Below are 23,487 nucleotides of genomic sequence, written 5' to 3'. Positions count from 1 at the left end.
TTGAGCAGCCTGTATCGACGCCTATCGGCTGAACGGTACGCATCCGCCCCTGATCCGGGAACATCCCGCGAAACGAAAAATTGACGCCCCGGAACTTCCGAATGACACCGGGTAGCGGGGTCGCCGTACGTCTAGATGATCGTGTATGAGTTACACCGTGCCGCCGTGCTGGTGAGCACCCCACAGTTTGTCAGCAGCAGCGGATGGACCAGCGGCCAGCCGCTGCCGGACGTGACCACGCCTCCGCCTGGCTGGGCCCACCGCACTGTTTGGACAAGGAGAGTGGACGGTGACGAGTGCGGTACTGGATCGGGACAACCCACGGTCGGCCGACGCGTAGCGCGTGGGCGGGTACACCGCCCAATAAGGCAGGAGTGCGCCAATGCCTCTGCCGCTATCCACCTATCGGCCTTCGGCGGGGTGTAGCTCATGCAAAAGCGCTCAGCAGGTCAGATTCTTTGATTGTGAGGACGGGCTATGGTCGTGAAAATCGAGACCGACAGGCGCGACGCGGACGCGGCGGACGACGCAGAGCGAATTCTGCTGATTCACCGGGCCGCACCGGATCGGCTCCGCGCCGCGTGTCTGGAGTGCACGTGCACCCATCCACGGTTTTTGTGCAGGCATGACCGGTGGGCGCTCAAGGTAACCGTAGATGCCGCCGAGAGTCGCCTACCATGAAGGCGCTTTACGCACCCGTGGCCGTACACAGCCCGCCGCGTGAACAGATTTACGGGGCGCTGCTGACCGATCCGGAACGGGACTGGCGGGTGAGCCAGTTGACCGAGCAGGTGCCGGACGTGTCGGTAAAGGACGTCCGGACCATCCTCTACCTGCTGCTTGGCGAACGGCTGGTCGAGGCGGTAGCTCACCAACGGAACCTGACCCTACGGCTGACCGACGCAGGTCGCGCGACCGTCGAGCAGATCACGGCCCGGTGGCAACGCTCGCCCAAGACCGGTGAGGGTGCGGAATGAGCAGGGTGCGCGCGACGGTTTCGGCACAGGCGTTGGCCGGGGCGGAGACAGCGCGTCGCGTGATCGACCAGCATCTGCGCTCGGACATCGGCGGCCGGTGCCTGGCATGCGGGGAGATCGAGCCATGCCGCCAGCGCGAAACCGCTCACGCGGTGCTGTTCGGCCACGCGCGGCAGCTTCCCCGCCGCCACCCACTGAACCTGATCGGAACGCGTGGCGACTTCGGCGCCTCGACGTTCGACGCCTTCGGCAGGCCGCAGTGACCCCGGAAGGTGACTACGCCGAGGAGTTGCAGCGTGTGGGCCAACGGCGGGCGAACATGAGCGGCGACGTCGGTGTGACCGATGGGTCACGGGCTGATGACAACGTTAGCTCTCGTAGTGTGACAACGTTGACATTTAGCTCCGCATCGAGTTCCCTGAATGCCAGTGTTCCCTCGCCCTCCGTGAGGGATAATTCGATCTTGGAGCTGCCGTGAAGATGCGATGGTGGTGCTTCCCCGTCGTCAGCAGCCTCGCTCTGCTCGGGTTGGTGGCCGCACCCAACCCCCACGCGGATGCCGCGGTGACGGATCCAGCCTCGCTGGTCAACCCCCTGTTGGGGACCTCGAACGGGGGCAACACCTTTCCCGGCGCGGTCATGCCGTTCGGCATGGTGCAGTGGAGCCCGGACACTCCATCCCGTCCGCCGGGTGGGAACTACGCCTACAGCGACACGTCAATCACCGGTTTCAGCCTCAACCACATTTCTGGGCCGGGTTGCAACGCCACGGCCGACGTGCCGATCCTGCCGACGGTCGGCGCAGTCAATGGCGCGGCGACCTCGAGCTTCTCGCACAGCGCCGAGTCGGCGAGCGCTGGCGCGTACTCGGTGACCCTGGGCAATGGCGTCAAGACCGAACTGACCGCGACCACCCGCTCCGGGATGGCCCGGTTCACTTTCCCCTCCACGGGTCAGGCCAACCTCTTGTTCAAACTGGGCTCGGCCGGCACCCGAACCGACGCGATGAGCTTCACCCGCGTCAGCAGCACCGAGGTCCGTGGTTGGATCACGTCGGGGCATTTCTGCGCGTCCAGTCCGACCTACACGCTGCATTTCAACATGATCTTCGACCGGCCCATGAGCTCGAACGGCTCGTTCAGTGGCGGCAACTCGGTGACGTTCGACGCCAGCAGCAACCGTGTCGTGCTGGCCAAGATCGGCGTCTCGTTCGTGTCGGACTCCAACGCGTCGGCCAATCGGATTGCCGAGAACCCCAACTGGGACTTCGAGGGCACCCGCCAGGCCGCCCACAACGCCTGGAACGGCATGCTCGGGAGGATCAAGATTGCCGGGGGCACCACTGACCAGCAGAAGATTTTTTACACCGCCCTGTACCACGCGTTGCTGCACCCCAACGTGTACAGCGACGTCAACGGTCAGTACACCGGCTTCGACCGCCAGGTGCACACTGTGGGTGGTGCGCAGAAGGCGCAGTATGCGACCTTCTCCGGATGGGACATCTATCGCAGCCAGGCCCAACTGCACGCCCTCGTCGACCGACAGTCAGCGAGCGACGCGGCGCAGTCCCTGGTCAACGACTACGCGCAGAGCGGCTTACTGCCAAAATGGTCACTGAACAACGCGGACACCGACGTAATGAACGGCGACCCGGCGCCCATCATCATTTCTGACTACCACGCGTTCGGTGCCACCAATTTCGACGTCAACGCGGCGAAGAACGCGATGGTGTCGCAGGCCAGCGCTCAAAACATTGTCCGCAAGGGCAACCGCTACATCGACACGATCGGCTATCTGCCGACGGACGGCACGTACGAGGGCGGCTTCTATGGCCCCACCGCGACGACATTGGAGTACGCCACCTCCGACTTTGCCGTCGGTGCGATGGCCGGCCGGCTGGGAGACACGTCGAACCGCGACCGGTTCATCAACCGGGCCCAGTCCTGGCGCAACGTGTTCAACCCCGCCACCGGCTTCATGCAGGGAAAGCAGCTGAACGGCCAGTGGCGGCCCAACTTCGACCCGAAGAAGAGCACGGACATGGTCGAGGGGACGTCCTGGCAGTACACCGGCATGGTGCCGTTCAACCTGCGCGGCCTCGCCGACGCCAAGGGCGGCAACGGCAGCATGATCACTTACCTTGACAACGTGCTGTCCAGCCTGCATGGCCAGAGTAACGACTCCGACAAGGCCGACATGGGCAACGAACCATCGATGAACCTGCCCTGGGCGTACGACTATGTCGGTCAGCCCTGGAAGACGCAGGCGAAGGTCCGCCAGGTGCAGAACGAGCTGTGGAACACCTCGCCGGCGAACTGGGGCGTCGGCAACGATGACCTCGGCACCATGAGCGCCTGGTACGTGTGGTCCGCGATGGGGGTCTACCCGAACACCCCTGGAACCTCGGACCTTGCCCTGGGTAGTCCACTGTTTACCGAGGTGTCGATATCGCTGGGCGGCGGTGGCAAAATCCAGATCACCGCACCTCAGGCGGCCACCAACGCGCCGTATGTGCAGAGCGCCTCACTGAACGGGGCGAACTGGAACAACGCTTTCCTTCCGCAGTCCTTCGCGATTGGCGGCGGCACCCTGGCGTTCACCCTGGGAACGTCCCCGAATACCTCGTGGGCGACCGGTGCCTCCGCAGCCCCACCGTCGTACCCGGGAACGGGCAGCACTACTGTCACCGGGCCGCTGCGGGGCCAGGAGTCCGGGCGCTGCGTTGACGTCCCGGGCGCATCGCAGAACAACAGCACGGTCGTCGCGCTCTGGGACTGCACCGGTGGTAGCAACCAGACCTGGACGTCAAGCTCCACGACCAAGGCGATGACCGTCTACGGCAACAAGTGCCTGGACGTCCGGACCTCGGGCACCGCGGATGGCACCCCGGTCCAGATCTACGACTGCAACGGCAGCAGCGCACAGCAGTGGAACGTCAACGCCGACGGCAGCGTTGTCAACATCGGGTCGGGCAAGTGTCTCGATGCGACCGGACACGGCACCGCCAACGGCACATTGCTGGCAATCTGGACTTGCACCGGCGGCACCAACCAGAAGTGGGTGCGAGCGTAGCCGTCGGGCTCTGCCGACACTCCGTGCCCGCCTAGGACGCTGCGCCGTCGCGCGGGCCCGAAGCGGTCGGACGCAGCCCTCATTGCACGCATTCCACATAGCAGGACAGGCGTGAACATGAGGGTATCGACACTCGCCGCGACGACCGCCGTCGCCATCGCCTCGGGCGGCCTGACTGCCGCGCAGAGTTCCGCCGCAGCGGGCCACGACGCTCCGCAAGCCTGCCCAGGGCTGCAGCACCGGCGACGGTCAACACCAACGCGGCGTTCGCCGCGTCGAATAAGGACTACTTCGGGCGCGAGGCTCTGGATATCCAAGCCGCCGAGGACGTATACGGCTGACACCCCGCCACAGCAACGCCGAATGACGGGCCCGCGTGACGGGTCGAGTCAGGACAGCCCGGGCCAGGCCGCCAGGTAGCCGGAGCCTCCGGCGGGTAGGCCGCCAGGCTGCACGCTCCGGGTCCGCCAGAACCGACCCTTGTCCACCCGGGCCGCGGCGGCCGCGATCCCGGAGCCCGCGGCCAGCCCGCGTACCGCACCGGCACCGCCGTCGGTGAAGACCGTCCAGGTGGTACGCCGCTTGAGGTCTGCCGAGAGCACCAGCACCCAGGCGTCCCCGCCGGCGTACGGGGCGAGCCGATCGCCACCGAGGGTGGCCCGGCTCCGGCCGGCGATCTGGTACGCCGAGACGCCCCCCGCGTACACCCGGCCGGACTCGTCGGCGGTGATCGCATACGGCTTGATGGTGTTGCCCTGGTCGCCCTTGGTGTCGATCCGGGCCAGCAGCATCTGCCCGGCAAGTTGCCGGCCGGTGGCCGGGTCAAACCGGGCCAGGTAGGTGAGGTGCGCGTTCGACGTGTTGGACGCCTCGGTGAATGAGTCGATCACCACGTTCGGTGCCGGTCGGGACGGGTCGGTGGCGGATCGATTGAAGATGGTGGTCCCGCCTGCGGTCTCCCCGGCCAGGTAAAGACGGCCGTCGCGGCCCAGCGCGATCCGGTCGGCCCGGCTGTCCGCGCAGAGATCGCCGAGCCGGTCAGCCGCGTGGTCGTACGCCCGCCAGCGCAGCTTGCCCCGCTGGTCGTAGGCGTGCACGTAGGCGATCTGCACCGGCACACAGCGGCCCGCATTGACCTGCCTGGATCCGCTCACGAAGACCAGTCCGGCGCGGTCGTCGACTGCCACGTCGCTCACCGTCCGGTCAGCCGGGCGGATGCTGGTGAGGGTGGCACCCTTCAGGTCGTACACCTTGACGGTGCCGCCGAAGACGGCTGCGACGGTGCCCGCGCTTCCGACCGCGACCCGGGTCGCTGCACCGCCGCGCTGCCAGCGGGCGGCCGTGGCGCGCGCGTCGAGCAGGAACACGCCCCGATTGGTGGCGACCGCGATTTCGCCGCCGCCGCGGCGTACCTCCAGGTCCTCCACCACACCGGCGAGCCGGGTCGTGCCGATCAGCTTGCGGCCGGTGGAGTCCAGCCGGAGCACCGCACCGGCGCCGCCCTTGCCCAGCGTCGTGGCGGTGCCGCCGGAGAGACCGGTGAACCGGCCGCCGACCACGATCTCACAGCCGGCGGAGATGTCGACCGCGTTGGCTGTGTCCGCTCCGTCTCGCCCGAGGTAGGTGGCTGCCGTCGGGTCCAGTGCGGTGGCCGAGCGCGGGGCCGGGCCGGGGTTGGGACAATTCACGGTGGTCGCGGTGGGCGTACCGGCGGCGGACGGAGGGGCGGCTGACGGAGGGGCGGCGGCCGTCGGTGTCGCCGACGCGGCGTCGGACCAGCTCGGACCCTCGGCCGATGTCCCGCCGCCACAACCGGCGAGGGCGACGGTGAGCAGCGCCGCGGTCAGCGACAGCAGCCGACAGTTCGAGAACTGGTGCACGGGCCTGCCCCTCTTCGAAGATGCCGCAGCGGATGGTACGCGCCGTCCCGGCTGGGCATCGGCGTCCCCCGCCGGGCCTGCCTGCACTAGTCGACGGCGTTTACCCTGGCCGGGCCAGGGACTCGGAGTGGTCGTCGTCCGTGCCCACGCGGCCATCGGCGTACGGCCGGAGGGCCAGTGCTGCTTGTCGCGGAGCTCGCGCAACCGAGGTCGGCCGGCCGCGAGGACACCGGACGATGCTCCTGACTCTAGATGCGGGTGGCGGGCAGGACCCCGGGACCGGGCGGGCGGTGGGTGGCGGCGGTCATCCGAGGATCTCCCGGAGGTAGCGCAGGCCGTCCGTGGCGAGGCGGTCCTGTGAGGGGGCCAGAGGACGCCAGATCGCCGCGGCGGTCGCGATGGTCTCGTTCTCTGCCGTGAACGACTCGATGCAGATCGAGCCCTGGTAGCCGGTGTTCGCAAGGACGGTGAAGAAGCGGGGCCAGTCGAAGTGGTCCCCACCGGGAGCACCCCGGTTGGTGCCGCTGACCTGGACGTGTTTGATGTGCGGGCCGGCGAGTGCGAGGGCCGCGTAGGGATCGGCCTCCTCGATGTTCATGTGGTATGTGTCGATCATGATGCCGACGTTCGGCGGGAGACCGTCGATCAGCTCGATCGTCTGCTCGATCGTGTTGACGACGCTCGTCTCGTAGCGGTTCAACGCCTCGACACCGATGCTCACGCCGCACTCACCCGCCCGCTCGGCCACCGGTGCCAGGGCCCGCCGGAACTCCGCGTAGCAGGCCGCGCGGGCTGCCGGCGACATCCGCCAGGTGCGGCCGACCGAGGCGTACGCGGGGCCGCCGACGCATCCAGCGCCGACGGCCGCCGCGCTCGCCACGCAGCCCATCAGGTACGCCACCGTCGACTCGACCACGGCCGGTGCGGCATTCACCAGGTCCCGCCCCGGCGGGGTGACCGCGCAGACGCCGGCGGCGACGAGGCCGTGCTCCGCCAGCAGGTCCCGGGTGCGCGCCGGGTCCCAGTCAGCGGGCTGCTCGATCGGCAGTTCGACAGCGTCGAAGCCGAACGCGGCGATCCGCGGGATCAGCTCGGCCAGGGCCTTGTCGTCGACCGGCGAGGCCCACACCCAGGGGTTGACGCCGATGGCGTACATCAGGCCCTACTTCCAGCGCTGCGGGTAGCCGGGCAGGTCGGTGCAGCCGCACATCGCGTAGTGCAGCGGCGGCATGTTCGCGTCGAGGTACCGATCCAGGTTGTCCTGGGTGACGGTCGGCTGCGGCAGCTTCCAGGGGCTGGACACCTGCTCACCGTCGAGGATCCGCAGCGCCGCGATGATCGGCGTACGCCACTGGTAGGTCGGGTAGGTCGGCGCGATGGCGGTGAGCTGCTTGTCCTTCCAGATCTTCAGGAAGTCCAGCTGGTCCTCGCCGTTCATCGGCGGAACGGGCTTGCCCGCGTCCTGGAACGCCTCGACCGCCGCGACGGCCACCGCTCCGGCGTCCATCCAGACACCGTCGATCGTGCCGTAGCGCTGGATGTAGTCGTCGACGATCTTCTTGGTCTTGGCCGGGTCGCCGTCGGTGAACTCGACGCCGACGACGTCGACCTTCGCCTTGTCGAACGCCACCTTCGCCGCCGACCAGCGGGTCTCCAGCACGTCGACACCGGGCAGGATCCGCAGGGCGAGGACCTTCCCGCCGGGCTTCATCTTCTGGCTGACGAACTCGGCGCCGACGTGGCCGAACCCGTAACCGCCGATGGGGTTGATGAACGTCACCGGGCACTTCGTGTTGACACCACGGTCGAAGACGACGACCGGCAGCCCGGCCGCGCAGGCCGCCTCCACGGCCGGGGTGAGCGTGGCTGTGGTGTTCGGCGAGACGATGAGCGCATCGCAGTCCTTGCCGAGCAGGTCGTTGATGTCCGCGATCTGCTTCTGGTCCTTGCCCTCGGCGTCGACGTGCACGAACTCCTTGATACGGCTCTTCTGCGCCTCGACCTCGGCCTGCATGGTCTTGAACCCGACCTGCCGCCACGGGTTGTTCAGCGCGGCGTTGGAGAAGCAGATCTTGTGCGGACCGCTCTTCTTGAACTTGGCGGTGTCCACCAGCTTCGGGTTGAGCACCTGCTCCCAGGGCTTGTCGGCGGGGCCGGTCGGCGCGGCGTCGAGCAACGCGAGCTCGGCGTCGTAGTCGGCCTGGACGAAGAACTTCGACTGCTCACCGGTGCCAGAACCGGCGGCGGCAGAGGCACTGCCGGAGGGACCGGCAGCCGGCTCGTCCGTGGCACAGCCGGCGAGCACCAGCAAGGCGGTGACAGCGGCCGCAGCAGCGACGTGCGGGGTTCGTCTCATGCGATCTCCTAAGGAGTAAGGGTGTATCAGCGGCGGCGCAGTGCTCCGACTGCGACCGCGAGGAGGATGATCAGGCCCTGAACTGTCGATCTGAGGGCGCCGGAGACGCCGTAGAAATTCATCAGGGCGAACAGGGTTTCGAGGGTGAGTGCGCCGAGCATGGCGCCGACGACGGAGCCGCGACCGCCGCCGAGCACGACGCCGCCGAGCACGACGGCGGTGATCGCGCCGAACTCGAGGCCGACGCCGGCCTGGAACGAGACGCCGCTGTAACCACCGAGCAGGATCGCCGCGACGGTAGCGAGGACGCCGCTCAGCACGAACGCGATCGTCTTCGTGCGCCAGACCCGGATGCCAGTGAGCTCCGAGGTTCGCATGTTGTCGCCGACGGCGACCAGGGTGCGGCCGAAGTCGGCGCGGGTGATGGCGACGGCGACAGCGGCGACGCCGAGCAGGATCGGCAGCGCGTAGGGCACCCGGCCGAGCAGCGGCACGTCCTCGAACGCCCGCCGGCCAAAGCGCCGGAACTCCTCCGACAGCCCGCCCTTCGGGGCGCCGTCGGACCACAGGTAGACGGCGCCGACCAGGATGAGGTACATGCCGAGGGTGGTGATGAACGACGGCACCTTCAGCAGCGTGGTGACGAGGCCGTTGACGAGCCCGACCACGACGCCGAAGGCAAGCACGACGAGCACGACGGGCCAGGTGCGGTCCGGGTCGCTGTCGATGAGCCGGGCCGCGACGACGACCTGCGCGGTGACCAGCGAGCCGACCGAGAGGTCGAACTCGCCGGAGACGATGACGAAGTACTGTCCGGCGGCGAGCAGGATGAGCGGCGCGGACCGCCCGATGAACGACAGCAGTGACGCCGGCTGGAAGAAGTCCGGCTGCTGGAACGCCACGAGGACCAGCAGGATCGCAAGGATGCCGATAATCGGCGTAATGCCGCCAGCCTTCAACGGGTTGAACTGCCGGCGCGTCGGCCGCTCCAGTGCCTCAGTGGTCACGCTGCCGCCCTCCGGGTCGCGCGGCGACGCTGCAGCCGCCGGGCGTAGATAGCCACCGCCGCGATGATGATCACACCGCGGATGACCTGCTTGAAGAACGCGTCGACCTCGAGCTGGTTGAAGATGCTGTCGATGCTCGCCAGCAGCAGCACACCGCCGACGGTGCCGAGCACGCCGCCGCGGCCACCGGCGAGGGCGGTGCCACCGAGTACAACGGCGGCGATGGACTCGAGGTCGTAGAGGCCCTCGACGCCGACCCGTGGTGCGCCGGAGCCGAGCCGACTGGCGAGGTAGATGCCGGCGAGGCCGGAGCACAGCGCGCACAGCACATGGGCGAGGATCAGGACCCGGCTGTTGCGGACACCGGAGAGCCGGGCCACTTCGGGGTCGCCGCCGACGGCGATGAGGTGGTGGCCCCACCGGGTGCCGCGTACCGCGAACCAGGCCGCGGCGGCCACCGCCAGCAGCAGCAGGAACGCGACCGGAACCGGCCCGATGCGCTGGTAGCCGAGGCTTTGCACGAACGCGGGCGCGGTCTTGCCGGCCGGGCCGTCGTAGCCGTTGTCGAGGTAGCCCTTGAGCAGTAGCCCGACGCCGACGGTGGCGATGAAGGCGTTGATCTGCAGCTTCGCCACCAGCAGCCCGTTGAGCAGCCCGATCGCGGCGGCGACCAACAGGACCAGCCCCAGGGCCGGCAGGATGTTGCCGTCGCTGCCCGCCATCGTCTCGGCCGCGACGAGCGTGCTGAGGCTGATGACGTACCCGACGGAGAGGTCGAGTGAGCCGGCCAGAATGACGAGGGTCTGACCGACGGCCACCAGACCGAGGCCGGTAGCCACGTGCAGCAGGCTCACCATTGTGGACTGGTTGAACAGCGAGCCGCCGTCGATCGCGACGATGACCCAGCCGATCACCAGCGTGAGCGCCAGGGCGATGTAAACGCCGCGGGCGGGTCCGGCGGCGGACGCCTCGAGCCGCACCGCGGTGGTGCGGGCCGGTACTGGCGGGGCCACGGTCATGCGGACACCTCTTTGACGAGAGCACCGTTCGGTGCGGCGTGCAGTGCGCCGGTCGCGAGCCCGACGACCTCTTCCTCGCTCGCGCCGGCGGGCAGCTCCCCGGCGATCGCGCCGTCGCGCATGACCACGATCCGGTCGCTCATGCCGAGCAGCTCGGGCAGTTCGGAAGAGATCATCAGTACGGCGGCGCCCTCACGGGCCAGTTTGCGAACGAGGTCGTGGATGGCGGATTTGGCGCCGACGTCGATACCGCGGGTCGGCTCGTCGAAGAGCATGATCTTCGGGCCGAGCGCGAGCCAACGGGCCAGCACGACCTTCTGCTGGTTGCCGCCGGACAGGAAGCGGATCGCCTGGTCCTCTCCGGCGGCGTGCACCTCGACCGCGGTGAGCAGCTCGCGGACCTTGACCGCCCGGGCGCTGCGCCCGCTCCACGAGGGGAACACGGCCCGGCCGGCGAGTAGGGCGTTGTCGAGGACCGACTGGCCGGCGACGATGCCTTCGCCCTTGCGGTCCTCGGTGACGTAGGCGATGCCGGCCCGGATGGCCGCGCGGGGTGAGCGCAGTCGGACCGGCCGGTCGTCGAGCGTGACGTCGCCGGTCGTGAACGGCGACACCCCGAAGATCGCACGGGCCAGCGCCGAGCGCCCGGAGCCCTGCAGCCCGCCGATGCCGAGCACCTCGCCGGCGCGCAACTGGAGGTTGACGTCCCGCAGCTTGCGGTTACCTGCGTCGCGAAGGTTGAGCCGCACCGGGCCCCGGTCCTCGGGTGCGGCCCGGTCCGGGTAGTAGCTGGACAGTTCCCGACCGACCATGTGCCGCACGAGCTGCTCGCCGGTGGTGTCGGCGGTGGTGAGGGTGGTGACCCGTCGGCCGTCCTTGAGCACCGTGATCCGACCGGACAGGTCGAAGACTTCGGTGAGCCGGTGCGAGACGTAGAGCAGGCCGATCCCGCGCTCCTGGAGCCGGCGTACGAGGGCGTAGAGCAGCTCGACCTCGTGGTCGGCGAGCGCGGCGGTGGGCTCGTCCATGATGAGCAGCCGCGCGTCCAGAGCGAGGGCCTTGACGATCTCGACGACCTGCTGCTGGGCGACGCCGAGACGGCCGACCTTCACACCGGGGTCGAAGGACGTCTCACCGGCGGCGGCGAGGAGCTCGGCGGTGCGGGTGTGCATCTCCCGGCGGTCCACCATGCCTCGGCGGGACGGTTCGTGGCCGAGGAAGACGTTCTCCGCGACGGTCCGCTCCGGCAGCAGGTTGAACTCCTGGTGGATGATGCCGATCCCGGCCTGTTGCGCGTCGCGTGGGCTGCGGAAGGTCGTGGTGGCACCGTCGAGTCCGATGGTGCCGCCGTCAGGCATGTACACCCCAGAAATGATTTTCATGAGGGTCGATTTGCCTGCGCCGTTCTCGCCGACGACGGCATGGACCTCGCCGGGCAGCACGTCCAGGTCGACATCGTCGAGAACCTGGACACCGAGAAAGGACTTGCCGATCTTGCGAAGTTGGAGCAGTGGTTCGGGCATGGCAACCCCTAACTGACCGTGACCATCGAAGGCGGCAGAGATCTCGGTCGAGCATCGGTGGAGCACGTAGCGAGGAGGCTTTCGCCGAGATGACGCAGACTTTCGTTAAATTCAGCGAAAGCTCGGCGTTCAGCAGAGTAAATGTTTCGATGATCGGTCGCAATGGTGTGTAGCGACCGAAACAAAGTCGTTGCTCAACCTCCGCCGATCGCCGGTATTCGACCAGCCAAACGGATGAGGCGAGATGAGCGCCAGATTCCCGTGATCACCTCGGAAAGTGCCGTTGAGCTGCCGATACGCCGAAAATATTGACTTCTGAAGATGGGTCGAGCACCCTGGGCATCTCAGACCACGGCTCGGGTAACTCCTGCAGGTGACTGTCCGTCACGGCGGACGGCAGTCGACCCGGCCGGCACCTCACGCACCGCATCAGCCCTGCACAGGCGCAGGGCGGCTTCCGTGCGCCCCGTGGTCGGACCCCCGTTGTCCCGCCGAGAGGAAGCGGCATGCGAAAAAGCGCGTTAATCATGGGCACGATCGTCGGGATAATCCTGGCGATGGCGCTCGTCAAGCCCGCGTCAGCGGCCCCGGCGTTCCGGGCCTTACTGTTCACCAAGACCGTCGGTTATCGACACGACTCGATTCCTGCCGGCATCTCGATGTTCCAGCAGCAGGCCGCGGCCAACAACTTCGAGGTGGTGCAGACCGAGGACAGTGCCGTCTTCACCCCGGCCAACCTCGCCACCTTCGACGTCCTCATCATGCTGCAGACCTCGGGCATGGTGTTCTCCACCACCGCCCAGCGTCAGGCCGTCGAAGGCTATCTGGCCAGCGGCAAGGGCATCGTGGCAATCCACAACGCCACGGACATGGGCATCGACACGGAGTACCCGTGGTGGGACCAGACGGTCAACGCGGGCGCTCACATGCCGGAGCACTCTCCCGGCGTCCTGCCCGGCACGGCGATCGTCGCGGACAAGAGCCACCCGTCGACCACCGGGCTGCCCGACCGCTGGAACCGCAGCGAGGAGTGGTACAACTTCGACCGCAACCCGCGCGGCGACGTCCATGTGCTCGTCACCGCCGACGAGCGGACGTACAACCCGGGCGGCAGGGCCATGGGTGCCGACCATCCGATCTCGTGGTGCCGCAACACCGGCGGCGGCCGGGTCTGGACCACCGCCATGGGCCACGCCATTGCCTCCTACAGCGAGGCCGACTTCCGCAACCACGTCCTCGGCGGCGTGCGCTGGGCCGCCGGCAACGTGGCCGGGGACTGCGGCGGCACTGTCTGGGGCAACTTTGAGAAGCGCAGCCTGGATGACAACACCGCCGACCCGATGGCCCTGGCGGTCGCCCCCGACGGGCGCGTCATCTACGTCCAGCGCGCCGGCCAGGTGAAGATCTTCAAGCCCAGCACCAACAGCACCGTCACCGCCGGCACCCTGAGCGTCTACACCGGCGGCGAGGACGGCCTCACCGGGCTGGCCTTGGACCCCAACTTCGCCAGCAACGGCTACGTGTACCTGTACCACTCGCCGGCGTCCAGCACCACGGACGTCAACCGGGTGTCGCGCTACACGCTGACCGGTGACACACTGAACCTGTCCAGCGGCGCCACCATCATCGACATCCCCGCCACCCGGGACCGCACATCCCCGGAGCCGGGCCACACCGGCGGCTACATCGCCTTCGGCCCGGACGGCAACCTCTTCATCGGCACCGGCGACGACGTCGCCCCGAACCTCGACAGCAACTGGCAGGGCTACGCCCCGCTGGACTGGCGGGCCGGCAAGTCCCACCTCGACGCGGCACGCACCGCGGGCAACACCAACGACCTGCGCGGCAAGCTGCTGCGGATCCGCCCCGGCGCCAGCGGCGGCTACACCATCCCCGCCGGCAACCTCTACCCGCAAGGCACCGCCCAGACGCGGGCCGAGGTCTACGCGATGGGCTTCCGCAACCCGTTCCGGTTCTCAATCGACCCTGCGAACGGCTGGGTCTACCTGGCCGACTACGGGCCGGACCGCGGCCTGCCGACCACCAACCGCGGGCCCGAGGGCCTCGTCGAGCTCAACGTCGTCAAGGCCGCCGGCAACTACGGATGGCCCTTCTGCCACGGCGACAACCAGCCCTACGCGCCGTTCAACCCGGACACCGGTGTGGTCGGCTCCAAGTTCAACTGCTCGGCACCGGTCAACAACTCGCCCAACAACACCGGCCTGGTGAACCTGAAGCCAGTTGTCGCCCCCAACATCTGGTACGGCTACGGCGCGTCGCCCAACTTCCCCGAGCTGGGCTCCGGCGGGTCCGCACCGATGGGCGGGCCCGTCTACCGGTACAACGCCGCCAGCACCTCGGCGACGAAGTTCCCGCAGTACTACGACGGCGTGCACTTCTTCTACGAATGGTCGCGCAGCTACGTCAAGGAGGTCCACCTCGACGGCAACAGCGCCGTGACCCGGACCAACACCTTCCTGCCGGGCGGCAACTTCAACAAACCGATGGACATGGAGTTCGGCCCCGACGGATCCCTGTACCTGCTCGAGTGGGGCTCCAGCTTCGGCGGCGGCAACAACGACTCCGGCCTCTACCGCATCGACTACGTCCAAGGTGGACGGTCCCCGATCGCCAAGGCGTCGGCGAACGTGACGAACGGCCTCGCGCCGCTGAACGTACAGTTCTCCAGCGCCGGGACGATCGACCCCGACCCGGGCAACACGATCAGCTACCTGTGGACGTTCGGTGACGGCACCACGTCGACGTCGCCCAACCCGGCCAAGACGTACACCACCAACGGCAACTACACCGCCCAGCTGAGGGTAACCGACAACACCGGCAAGACCGGCTTCGCCAACGTGCAGATCACGGTCGGCAACACGGCGCCGGTCGTCACGGTGAGCACCCCGGTCAACGGCGGCATGCTCAACTTTGGCGACCAGGTCTCCTACACGGTGACCGTCACCGACCCGGGCGGTGCGGCGATCGACTGCTCGAAGGTGTACGTCAACCCAGCCCTCGGCCACGACGACCACCTGCACGAGACCACCGAGTACCCGGGCTGCTCCGGGACCATCTCCACCGACCTGCTCGGCGGGCACCCCGATGGCGCCAACTTGTTCTACGCGCTCATCGCAAAGTACACCGACAACGGCGGCGCGGGCGGCGCGGCCCCGCTGACCGGCTACGGGCAGGCGATCCTGCAGCCCAAGCACAAGCAGGCGGAGTACTTCACCGCACAGTCCGGCATCCGGATCATCGACCAGGCCGCCGCGGAGAGCACCAAGCGCATCGGGGACATCTCCAACAACGACTGGATCTCGTTCAACCCGATGAGCCTGCAGGGCATCACCAACGTCAGTTACCGGGTGTCGTCGCCGACCGGCGGAGGCTCGATCGAGCTGCGCGCCGACTCGCCGACCGGCACCCTGCTTGCCACCACCACCGTGCCGAACACCGGCGGCTGGGACACCTACCAGTCGACGGCACCAGTCAACACAGCGGCCCTGTCCGGCACGCACACCCTGTACATGGTGTTCAAGAACGGCGCCGACAACGGCTTCGACGTCGACTCGTTCACCTTCGGAGGGGGTGGCGTCGGCACACCGGGCGGACCCATCGGTAAGACATGGACGCTGACCGCCCAGCACAGCGGCAAGAACATTGACGTCAACGGCGTCTCCACCGCCGACAACGCCCAGATCATCCAGTGGGCGCCCACCGGCGGCAACAACCAGAAATGGCAGGCAGTCAACGCCGGAAGCAACACCTTTACCCTGCAGGCCGTCCACAGTGGCAAGTGCGTTGACGTGACCGGCGCGTCCACCGCCGACGGTGCCTTCCTACAGCAGCTCACCTGCGACAGCAGCAGCAACGCCCAGAAGTTCACTGTTGTCCCGACGGGCACCCCGAACGTCTACGCGATCCGCAACGTCGGAAGCGGAAAGTGCATCGACGTCAACGGTGCGGGTACCGCTGACGGGGCCCGCCTGCTGCAGTGGACCTGCCACAGCGGCACCAACCAGCAGTGGCGGTTCACCCTGGCGTAGCCGCAACAGCAGGACCCCCGTCCCCGCGCGGCATCCGGTCGCGCGGGGACGGGCCGCGCGAGACAACCTGTACCCGATGCGCTCACCCATTCGAAGCGCCGCCGCGTCGAGAGTCTCGTCCAACACCTCGCCGGACAGCGGTAGCAGTCGATGCTTTCGTTGGATGGATCGGCACGATAAAGTGCCAGGAAAGCGCTTTCTCTGACTTGCTGACGAGTCTGTCGGCTCTTTGTCCCGGTGGTGGTGGCGATGGTTGATGCACGACGGACGACTCGAATGCCAAAGCGTTTCCTGGCCATCTCCACCACGGTCCTGATCCTGCCCGGCCGCCCCGCCGGCCGCCGCCGACCCCGCGGCGACGGCCGCCGCCAGTTCCGCCCCCCGCACCGAATTGGCGGCCAGCGGCGCCTGGTGCTGGTTCGCCGACCCCCGCGGCGTCTACTACCACGGCGACCATCGGCGGACGTACCTCGGCCTCATCACTGCCAACGGCGAGATCCGCGTGACGATGTACGACCACGAGACCGAGCGCCGTACGACCTCAGTGGTGACGACCGGCTTCCAGATCGACGACCACAACAACCCGGCCATCGTCATCCGCCCCGACCGTCGCGTTGTCGTCTTCTGGTCCGCCCACGGCGGTTCGGCGATGTACTACCGGCGATCGGCCCGGCCCGAGGACGTCACCGGGTGGGAGCCGATCAAGCAGGTGCTGACCAACACCGCTGGTGGCTACGGATACACCTACCCCAACCCGGTGCAACTGTCCGGGGAGAACAACCGGTTGTACCTGTTCTGGCGCGGCGGAGACTTCAACCCGGCCTACTCCACCACAAACGGCGGGGACCAGTGGACCACGGCCACTCGCTTGATCTCCGCACCCGGGCAACGGCCGTACGTGAAGGTAACCTCCAACGGCACCGACACCATCCACTTCGCCTTCACCGAGGCGCACCCGCGCAACCTCAGGACCAGCATCTACTACATGTACTACCGGGCGGGCACCCTCTACCGGGCCGACGGCAGCCGCATCGGGCCGATGGGCACCGCCGTGACGGCGGCGCAGGCGAGCAAGGTGTACGACGCTGCGGCACAGGGTGCGAAGGCATGGGTCCATGACATCGCCGTCGACTCCTCCGGGCGTCCGGTCATCACGTACGCCACATTCCCCACCGATGCCGACCACCGCTACCACTACGCACGCTGGACCGGCAACGGTTGGTTCGACCGCGAACTGACCGCAGCCGGCAGCACCATCAGCGGCGATCCCGCCGAGCCGAACTACTCCGGCGGCATCACGCTCGACCACGACGATCCGTCGGTGGTGCTCCTGTCCCGGCAGGTCAACGGGATGTTCGAGATCGAACGGTGGACCACCCCGGACCTCGGCACCACCTGGAGCACCGAGGCGATCACCTCCGGCTCGACCGAACCGAACATGCGCCCCTTCTCGCCATGGGGCCTGCCGCATGGCAGCGCCCTCGACGTGGTCTGGATGGCCGGCGACTACCCCAGCTACACCCGCTTCCGCACCCGGCTCCTACGCACGGGAACCGCATTGAGCGGCAACGCCGCACCCACCGCGTCGTTCACCGCCACCAGCAGCGGTCAACCGCGTTCCGTCGGCTTTGATGCCCGAGCATCCGCCGACGCCGGCGGCGCCGTCGCCTCCTGGTCGTGGACCTTCGGTGACGGCACCACCGGCACCGGCGCAACGCCCAGCCACCGCTACGCCCAGCCCGGCCGCTACTTCGTCACGCTACGCGTCACCGACGTCCACCTCACGGCGTCCGCCGAGGATGTCCTCGTCCGCGAGGTCGTCGTGCCCGCGATCCCCTGAGGGTCCGCCGGGTCTGTGGATCTAACGGTGTTCCCGGCCAGACCCCGAAATCGGCCTGCACACCCCGGCATCAGTCCCGAACGCACCGCCGGACAGATTCGTGAACAACGGCAACGAACCCTCGACACTGCCTGGACCGCGCAGCCGCATCGGGTTCGGGCGCCGCCGCCCACAACCGCCCCGCCGCCCAGACCGGGCATGGATTCAACAAATTCGACAACAGCAACCCCCAAACAGGCCCCCATTTCGGCCATGACCAGCCAACCAGCAGCACACCTCCTGCTGTCCGTGCCGCCACTGCACGCTGGCGGGCGTTGACGTCGTCGGTGACAGCCCGCTCGGCGTCTGTCGGCCACGGCGGCGACCAGACGGTGTCGGCGCTGCCAGGTGGTGTGTGCTGGCGCTGGCGGCAGCGGATGATGTCCCAGCCCTGCCAGCGGTGCCGGGCCGGTTGCAGCGCCTCGTGCCAACGCACCGTTGTGTGCGGGTCGGCCTTGCGGGAGTAGGCGTGGTGCCACGACTCGGCCAGCGCCGTCAACTCCCCCACCAGGGCGGGGTGCGCCGGCCAGCACGACCCGAGGTCTTGGGCGAGGCCGTAGCGGTCGACGAGCCACTGCGTCCAGGCGATCAGCCAGACCCTGGGTTCTCGTGCTGCGTCGCGGTCGAGGTCACGCCAGCAGTGACCTGCCGGTGCCGATGGCGAGGCCGGGCGACAAGTGCCGGCGTCCGAAAGTGAAGGGCACGATGACCTCCGGAAAGAAAACGTTTCTCTGGACGTGCGTACAGGTCACGAGCTCTGTGCTGAACATCGACGGAGCAGCTCCCTCGCGTCGACCGTGGCCTTCGCGGAACGTGCTGCGGTAACGTGCCGCTGGCGGGTGGCTTCCGACCTGGTCTACCGCGTGGCCCAGAGCTGGGCTCCGGTGCCGTTGCATTCCCAGAGCTGGACCAGCGTCCCGTTCGCGGTGCCGTTCGCATTGACGTCGATGCACTTGCCGGAGGCGGTGTTGACGATCGTTCCGGCGGCGGTGAAGGTGAACTTCTGTGCCGCGGTGCCGTTGCAGGTCCAGCTCTGCACCTTGGTGCCGTTGGCGGTGCCGCCGCCGTTGACGTCGAGGCAGCGGTCTCCGAAAACCTTCAACTCGCCGGCAGTGGTGCGGGTCCAGCTCTGGTTGGCCTGGCCGTGGCAGTCCCAGATCAGCGCCTGGCCGCCGTCGGCGGTGCCGGCCCCGGACACATCGAGGCAGCGGGTGGACTGAGGGTTCGAGAGCAGCGCAGCCGATCCGGTCGGTGGGGTGGTGATCGTGTCGAGGCTGCCCGGCACGGACTGCAGCGCGGACCACCACCGTGCCGCCATCTTGTCGTAGCCGCCCGCGTTCGGGTGCAGGCCGTCGGCCAGGTCGGCGGTAGTGAGGGCGGAGTGCATGTCGACCAGGTGGGTCCTCGGGCCCTTTTGCGCGACGATGCCGGGCAGGGCGGCATTGAATGTCTGGGTTTTGGCCTCGTTGCCCGCGTTGGCGGTGGGGATGATCTGCGCGACGAAGAGTTCCACGTTGGGTTCGATCGCCCGGATGTGGTCGATCAGCGTGGACAGCCGGGCCGGGGCGTTGGCCACGTCGTAATTCTGGCCAATGTCGTTGGTGCCGATGTGCAGCAGGATCGTGCGTGGGTTGGCCGTTCGCAGCCAGCCGGTAATGCTCCGGTCGATGTCGTCGATGCGCCAGCCCGAGTGACCCTCGTGGTCGTGGTCACCCAGGTTCGACGGCCCGTTGTAAGCGCTGCCGACGAAATCGGTGAGCCGGCCGGCGTTCGCCAGCCGCTGCCACAGTCCGATCCGGTAGCCACCGGGGGTGTTGAGCCCGTCGGTGATGGAGTCGCCGAGCGGCATAATCCGTACGCCGCCGTTCGACTCGGCCTGCGCCGGCGTGCCGCCCGTGACCACCACCGAGGCGGCCAGGGCGATCCCGAGGGCCGCCGATGCCAGGCGCTTGAGGTTCCGTCGCATAGCTGGTCCTTTCGTGTTTTGTTGGGGATGTCGACCGAGGGAAGGAGAGGAACGCCGACCGGGGGCGCCCTCCCACGTCGGATATGCGTCCACTTCTGGTTGGTTGCGCCGTCGCAGGTAGAGGTCTGGTGCGGTGGCGGTGCCGTGCGCGACGGCGTCGAGGCACGTGCCAGATTCCACGCCGAAGACCGTGCGGTACCCATTGAGTCGACCTGCCGCCGGCCGAACGGCCTGTCCGACGACACGCGAGGGCGCTCGCGTACGAGTGTTGGCGCGAGTGAGGCTCCGGACTCACTCCGGGATCGGAGCGTCACTTCGCGGATTTGTTGTTGTCGTTGACGGCTATTGGAGGACCCAGCGCTGTTGCGGTTCGCCGTTCCAGCCGTACTGGATCAGCGGCGCGCCGTTGGTGACCGACGAGGCGCCGTCCAGTGCTTTCCCGCTGGCCTGGTTCCAGATCTTGTAAGTGCCGTCCGGCTGCTGGTCGACCCACCAGCGCTGGTTGGAGTCGCGGCTGGGTTGCCACTGAACCATTGCCAGGTTGTCTGCGGCCGAGCCGCCAGGACTGTCCATGGCCTGCCAGGTCGACAGGTTGACGATGTTCCACGAGGTGTCCGAGTTCTGGGTGAACAGCCACTTCTGGTTCTGACCGGAGTTCGAACCCCACTGCAGGACGCTTTTGCCGTTGCCGAAGGTGCCGGCGCTGTCAATGGCGAGGCCGGTTTTCTGGTTGGTGATGACATGGATGCCACCGATGTTGTTCGGTCGACTGGCGGGGGTGAACTGCATCCACGCCATCGCGCTGACGAACTTGTTCGCGGTCATCGTGTTGTCGGTGGGGGTGGGCCGGTCCCATGCGTTCCCGGTGATACCGAGGTCGGTGCGCCGGTTGGCTTGGATGGCGTCGGCGTTCCGCACCATCCACGAGTAGTACTCGTCCCACTGGCGGTTGTCTCGCACGAAGTGTCCGGCACCGCGAGCCACTTCGTCTGCCCAGGTGTTGAGGTAACCCGCCCCATTGCTGAAGACGCCGTTGACCATCAGGTTGTTGCGGGCGTAGTCGATCGCCCGCTTCGCATCGTTGTAGATGTTGACGTTGCCGGTGATCTCCCAGAGCAGATTGGCGTAGTCCGCGAAAGTCCCCTGGTTGTAGGCTGCCGTATCCTTGTTCAGGGTGCCGTCCATCTCGATCCTGGCGTAGACCGCGCCGGTGCTGGGGTTGTAGAGGTGGCTCCACACCCAGTCGTAGATCTGCTGGCACTTGTTCAGGTAGCCCACGTCGTGAGTGCTCTGGTAAATCATGCACGCGACCTTGCCGAGGCTGTCGTTCGCCAGGGGATCCTTGTTCGGGACCTTCGGAGGGTTGTACCGGGCCGTGTACTCCGGGTTTTCCTCCCAGATGCCACCGCCGTTGTACTTGGTGTCCCATCCGCGGCCGAACGCATAGTCGAAGCCGTACTTCGCCTGCGTGAGGAAGGTGGGGTTGCCCGTCATCTGGTAGCCGCGGATGAGCGCCAACGTGAACCAGCCGATGTCGTCATTCCAGCCATCCCAGCTCCACGGCGGAGGCGTGTTCTTCAGCCAGGTGTTCAACAGGTCGTTGACCAGAGCCTTCTTTGCGGGGTCGCCGGTCCGCTCGTAGGCGTCTTCGGCCCCGAGGATGTCAAGTGAAGCTGACCACGTTCCGTCCGGTTGTCCGTCATTCAGCGCCCTCTTGTAGAAGACATCGCTGCCGGAGCGCACCAGAAAGGCGCTGTTGAACGCGGTGTACATGGCCTCTGCGTCGCGTGCCCCAACCGCTGAGGCATTCTGTGGCACGGCGACGACACCTCCGACCACCAGGGCCAGCAGCGCTGAGCACGCGGTGACAACGGTGCCTCGGCGCTTCCATCCGAACTTGGGCAACACAGTCATCGAGATGTCTCCGATCGATCAGGGGATGGCCGCTGGAGGGTCAGCCGCGGTGCCATTTCTGGTTGGCGCCGCCGTTGCAGTCCCAGAGGGCGAGGGTGGCACCGTTGGCGTTGTGGTAGCCGGTGATGTCGACACATTTGTTGGCTTGGGGGTTGACCAGGTCGCCGGCTGCGGAGAGAACGAATTGCTGGTTGGCGCCGCCGTTGCAGTTCCAGATTTCGATGGGTGCCCCGTTGGCGGTGCTGTTGCCCGTGACGTCGAGGCATTTGTTGTCTTGGGTGCGGACGGTGCCGGCGGGAAAGTCCCAGTTCTGGTTGGCGCCGTTGTTGCAGTCCCACACGTCGACCGGTTGGCCGTCGGCATAGTTGTAGCCGGGGACATCGAGGCACTTGTTGTTGAAGTCGCTGATCAGCCGGCTGACAGAGGTAGCGCCGGAGGTGGTCAGGGACAGACCGTACGTGCTGAGGATTTCGTTGACCGGCTGGAACCAGGTGGTGCCGCCGGTGGTGCAGTTGCCGGTGACGCCTGAGGTCACGCCCTGTGCCTGGTCTCCGGAGATCACCGAGCCGCCGGAGTCGCCGGGTTCCGCGCACGCGCTCATCCGGCTGAGGCCCTGGACCGCGCCGGCCGAGTAGTTCACCGTTTCGTCGCGGCCCTGCAGGGTGCCGCAGCGCCATCCGGTCGTTCGCCCGGAGCGGCAGATCGAGCTGCCGACCGCCGCGTCCCGCGACCCGGCGACGAGTGCGTTGCCACCGGAGGCGTCCTTCACCCAGGGACGTGATGTCCAGTCGCCGTTGGTCCGGATCCAGGAGTAGTCGTTGCCCGGGAACGACGATCCGGCGAAGGTGCCCTGGGCGATGTTGTTGTAGCCCAAAGTTGCGCTGCCGACGCCGCCACAGTGTCCGGCGCTGACGAAGCCGCCCCGGACCGGGAACCCGATTGAACACAGGGTGTTGCCGTTGATGACGTACTGGTCGCCACCGCGGGTGTCGTAGACCGGTTGGGGTGCCGCCGCCGACGCGACGATCCGTACCGTGCCAGCGCTGATGCCGCTGGCCTTGATGAACGCCTCGGCCACCGCCTTTCCAGCCGGGTCGGCGGATATCACGACGGTGTTCGTGGCGACATCGACGTACCAGCTGTGAATGTCGCGTGTGGCCCTCGTGCGGTGCTTGTCGAGTGCGACTTTGGTGGTTTCGAGTTGAGCGGCGCTACGGGCGACGATCTTGACATCGGCTCCCTCGCCGCGAACAACGGCCGCGGCGGCCGCTGTTGTCACAGCGACCGTGAGGCGTGGGGAGCCGGCGGGGATCCACGCCCCGGCGAAGCTCGTGCCGAGTTTCGCCCGCAGCCGTCTATCGACGGTTGGTGCGGAGGCCTCGGTGCGCAGCCGCCCGGCGATCTGGGCGTCGCTGAGTTTCAGGTCGCGCCGCATCGCCGTCTTCATACCAGGTTCGGGGCCGTGACCAGGGGCGATAGTAGCTGCGGCGGCAGGGGTCGGGCGGTCTCCGGCGAAGCTGAGCAACGGCGTCAGCCCGACGGCGGTCGCCGCGACCGCGGCGACACCCAACACTTTGAACGTACGTGACATCCGAAATCCTTCTCGGCTGCCGACGCCGCGCCCGCCCCCGGGACGGGAGGCGCGGGCAGGCACGGGCAGGCAAACCTGGGAGAGGCGGTGAGGGGGAGAGCGCTCTCAGCATCGAAGTTTGCAGATAGGTTTCTTAACTGTCAAGCCCAAAATAACTAATACTCCAACGTCACTTGGCTTTGGCGTTGGGCGTGGCGTGGGCATGGAGACGGCCACCGCGTCGATCATCGATGGTTTGTGAGGACAACCGAAGA

Annotated in this window: 14 protein-coding genes; 5 read left to right on the top strand and 9 right to left on the bottom strand. The window is 67.5% G+C overall.

Annotated features, from left to right (window positions below; all coding sequences use genetic code 11):
- The first annotated feature begins 677 nt into the window (after positions 1–677).
- From ABZU52_RS10170 to ABZU52_RS10160, 3 genes are all read left to right on the top strand, one after another.
- Positions 678–977: a hypothetical protein gene (locus ABZU52_RS10170; protein ID WP_354970720.1), complete on the top strand. Its 300-nt coding sequence runs from the start codon at positions 678–680 to the stop codon at positions 975–977.
- The gene (locus tag ABZU52_RS10165; protein WP_354970719.1) at positions 974–1,240 is read left to right on the top strand and encodes a hypothetical protein; all 267 of its coding nucleotides are present in this window, start codon (positions 974–976) and stop codon (positions 1,238–1,240) included. The genes ABZU52_RS10170 and ABZU52_RS10165 overlap by 4 nt, the downstream gene beginning before the upstream one ends.
- A 217-nt stretch (positions 1,241–1,457) precedes the next feature.
- A complete protein-coding gene (locus tag ABZU52_RS10160; RefSeq protein WP_354970757.1) occupies positions 1,458–4,049 on the top strand; it encodes a lectin in 2,592 nt (863 codons plus the stop codon).
- A 389-nt stretch (positions 4,050–4,438) separates the two neighbouring features.
- Here ABZU52_RS10160 and ABZU52_RS10155 read toward each other — a convergent pair whose 3' ends face one another.
- The 6 genes from ABZU52_RS10155 to ABZU52_RS10130 all read right to left on the bottom strand — a co-directional run bounded on the left by ABZU52_RS10155 (position 4,439) and on the right by ABZU52_RS10130 (position 11,834).
- Positions 4,439–5,929: a hypothetical protein gene (locus tag ABZU52_RS10155; RefSeq protein ID WP_354970718.1), complete on the bottom strand. Its 1,491-nt coding sequence runs from the start codon at positions 5,927–5,929 to the stop codon at positions 4,439–4,441.
- A 304-nt stretch (positions 5,930–6,233) separates the two neighbouring features.
- Positions 6,234–7,085, bottom strand: coding sequence for a sugar phosphate isomerase/epimerase family protein (locus ABZU52_RS10150; protein WP_354970717.1), 852 nt, complete (start codon positions 7,083–7,085; stop codon positions 6,234–6,236).
- A gap of 6 nt (positions 7,086–7,091) precedes the next feature.
- A complete protein-coding gene (locus ABZU52_RS10145; protein WP_354970716.1) occupies positions 7,092–8,285 on the bottom strand; it encodes a substrate-binding domain-containing protein in 1,194 nt (397 codons plus the stop codon).
- 26 nt (positions 8,286–8,311) lie between these two features.
- On the bottom strand, positions 8,312–9,292 hold the full coding sequence (locus ABZU52_RS10140; RefSeq protein ID WP_354970715.1) for an ABC transporter permease: 981 nt from the start codon (positions 9,290–9,292) through the stop codon (positions 8,312–8,314).
- Complete coding sequence (locus ABZU52_RS10135; protein ID WP_354970714.1) at positions 9,289–10,311, bottom strand: ABC transporter permease; 1,023 nt, start codon at positions 10,309–10,311, stop codon at positions 9,289–9,291. Before ABZU52_RS10135 ends, ABZU52_RS10140 begins: the two co-directional genes overlap by 4 nt.
- Complete coding sequence (locus ABZU52_RS10130; protein WP_354970713.1) at positions 10,308–11,834, bottom strand: sugar ABC transporter ATP-binding protein; 1,527 nt, start codon at positions 11,832–11,834, stop codon at positions 10,308–10,310. Before ABZU52_RS10130 ends, ABZU52_RS10135 begins: the two co-directional genes overlap by 4 nt.
- Positions 11,835–12,340: 506 nt before the next feature.
- Between ABZU52_RS10130 and ABZU52_RS10125 the strand changes: the two genes are divergently transcribed.
- Positions 12,341–15,883: a ThuA domain-containing protein gene (locus ABZU52_RS10125; RefSeq protein WP_354970712.1), complete on the top strand. Its 3,543-nt coding sequence runs from the start codon at positions 12,341–12,343 to the stop codon at positions 15,881–15,883.
- 391 nt (positions 15,884–16,274) lie between these two features.
- Complete coding sequence (locus ABZU52_RS10120) at positions 16,275–17,723, top strand: BNR-4 repeat-containing protein (RefSeq protein WP_354970711.1); 1,449 nt, start codon at positions 16,275–16,277, stop codon at positions 17,721–17,723.
- Between the two features lie 895 nt (positions 17,724–18,618).
- Here the strand turns inward: ABZU52_RS10120 and ABZU52_RS10115 are convergent.
- The 3 genes from ABZU52_RS10115 to ABZU52_RS10105 form a co-directional block, all read right to left on the bottom strand.
- Entirely contained in the window at positions 18,619–19,728 is a 1,110-nt protein-coding gene (locus tag ABZU52_RS10115) for an RICIN domain-containing protein (protein ID WP_354970710.1), read from the bottom strand.
- 342 nt (positions 19,729–20,070) lie between these two features.
- Entirely contained in the window at positions 20,071–21,642 is a 1,572-nt protein-coding gene (locus ABZU52_RS10110) for an RICIN domain-containing protein (protein WP_354970709.1), read from the bottom strand.
- A gap of 40 nt (positions 21,643–21,682) precedes the next feature.
- Positions 21,683–23,233, bottom strand: coding sequence for an RICIN domain-containing protein (locus tag ABZU52_RS10105; RefSeq protein ID WP_354970708.1), 1,551 nt, complete (start codon positions 23,231–23,233; stop codon positions 21,683–21,685).
- Between the last annotated feature and the right edge of the window lie 254 nt (positions 23,234–23,487).

Origin of the sequence: Micromonospora sp. NPDC005220, assembly GCF_040607895.1 — a bacterium.
GTDB lineage: Bacteria > Actinomycetota > Actinomycetes > Mycobacteriales > Micromonosporaceae > Micromonospora.
Note: the sequence above shows the minus strand (reverse complement) of the source record. Positions and strands in the feature narration are given on the sequence as shown.

Bases quoted from the DNA above. Each gene is read 5' to 3' on its own strand.
- ABZU52_RS10170 (WP_354970720.1), top strand. From the start codon at position 678: ATGAAGGCGCTTTACGCACCCGTGGCCGTACACAGCCCGCCGCGTGAA.
- ABZU52_RS10165 (WP_354970719.1), top strand. From the start codon at position 974: ATGAGCAGGGTGCGCGCGACGGTTTCGGCACAGGCGTTGGCCGGGGCG.
- ABZU52_RS10160 (WP_354970757.1), top strand. From the start codon at position 1,458: ATGCGATGGTGGTGCTTCCCCGTCGTCAGCAGCCTCGCTCTGCTCGGG.
- ABZU52_RS10150 (WP_354970717.1), bottom strand. From the start codon at position 7,085: ATGTACGCCATCGGCGTCAACCCCTGGGTGTGGGCCTCGCCGGTCGAC.
- ABZU52_RS10145 (WP_354970716.1), bottom strand. From the start codon at position 8,285: ATGAGACGAACCCCGCACGTCGCTGCTGCGGCCGCTGTCACCGCCTTG.
- ABZU52_RS10135 (WP_354970714.1), bottom strand. From the start codon at position 10,311: ATGACCGTGGCCCCGCCAGTACCGGCCCGCACCACCGCGGTGCGGCTC.
- ABZU52_RS10130 (WP_354970713.1), bottom strand. From the start codon at position 11,834: ATGCCCGAACCACTGCTCCAACTTCGCAAGATCGGCAAGTCCTTTCTC.
- ABZU52_RS10125 (WP_354970712.1), top strand. From the start codon at position 12,341: ATGCGAAAAAGCGCGTTAATCATGGGCACGATCGTCGGGATAATCCTG.
- ABZU52_RS10115 (WP_354970710.1), bottom strand. From the start codon at position 19,728: ATGCGACGGAACCTCAAGCGCCTGGCATCGGCGGCCCTCGGGATCGCC.
- ABZU52_RS10110 (WP_354970709.1), bottom strand. From the start codon at position 21,642: ATGACTGTGTTGCCCAAGTTCGGATGGAAGCGCCGAGGCACCGTTGTC.
- ABZU52_RS10105 (WP_354970708.1), bottom strand. From the start codon at position 23,233: ATGTCACGTACGTTCAAAGTGTTGGGTGTCGCCGCGGTCGCGGCGACC.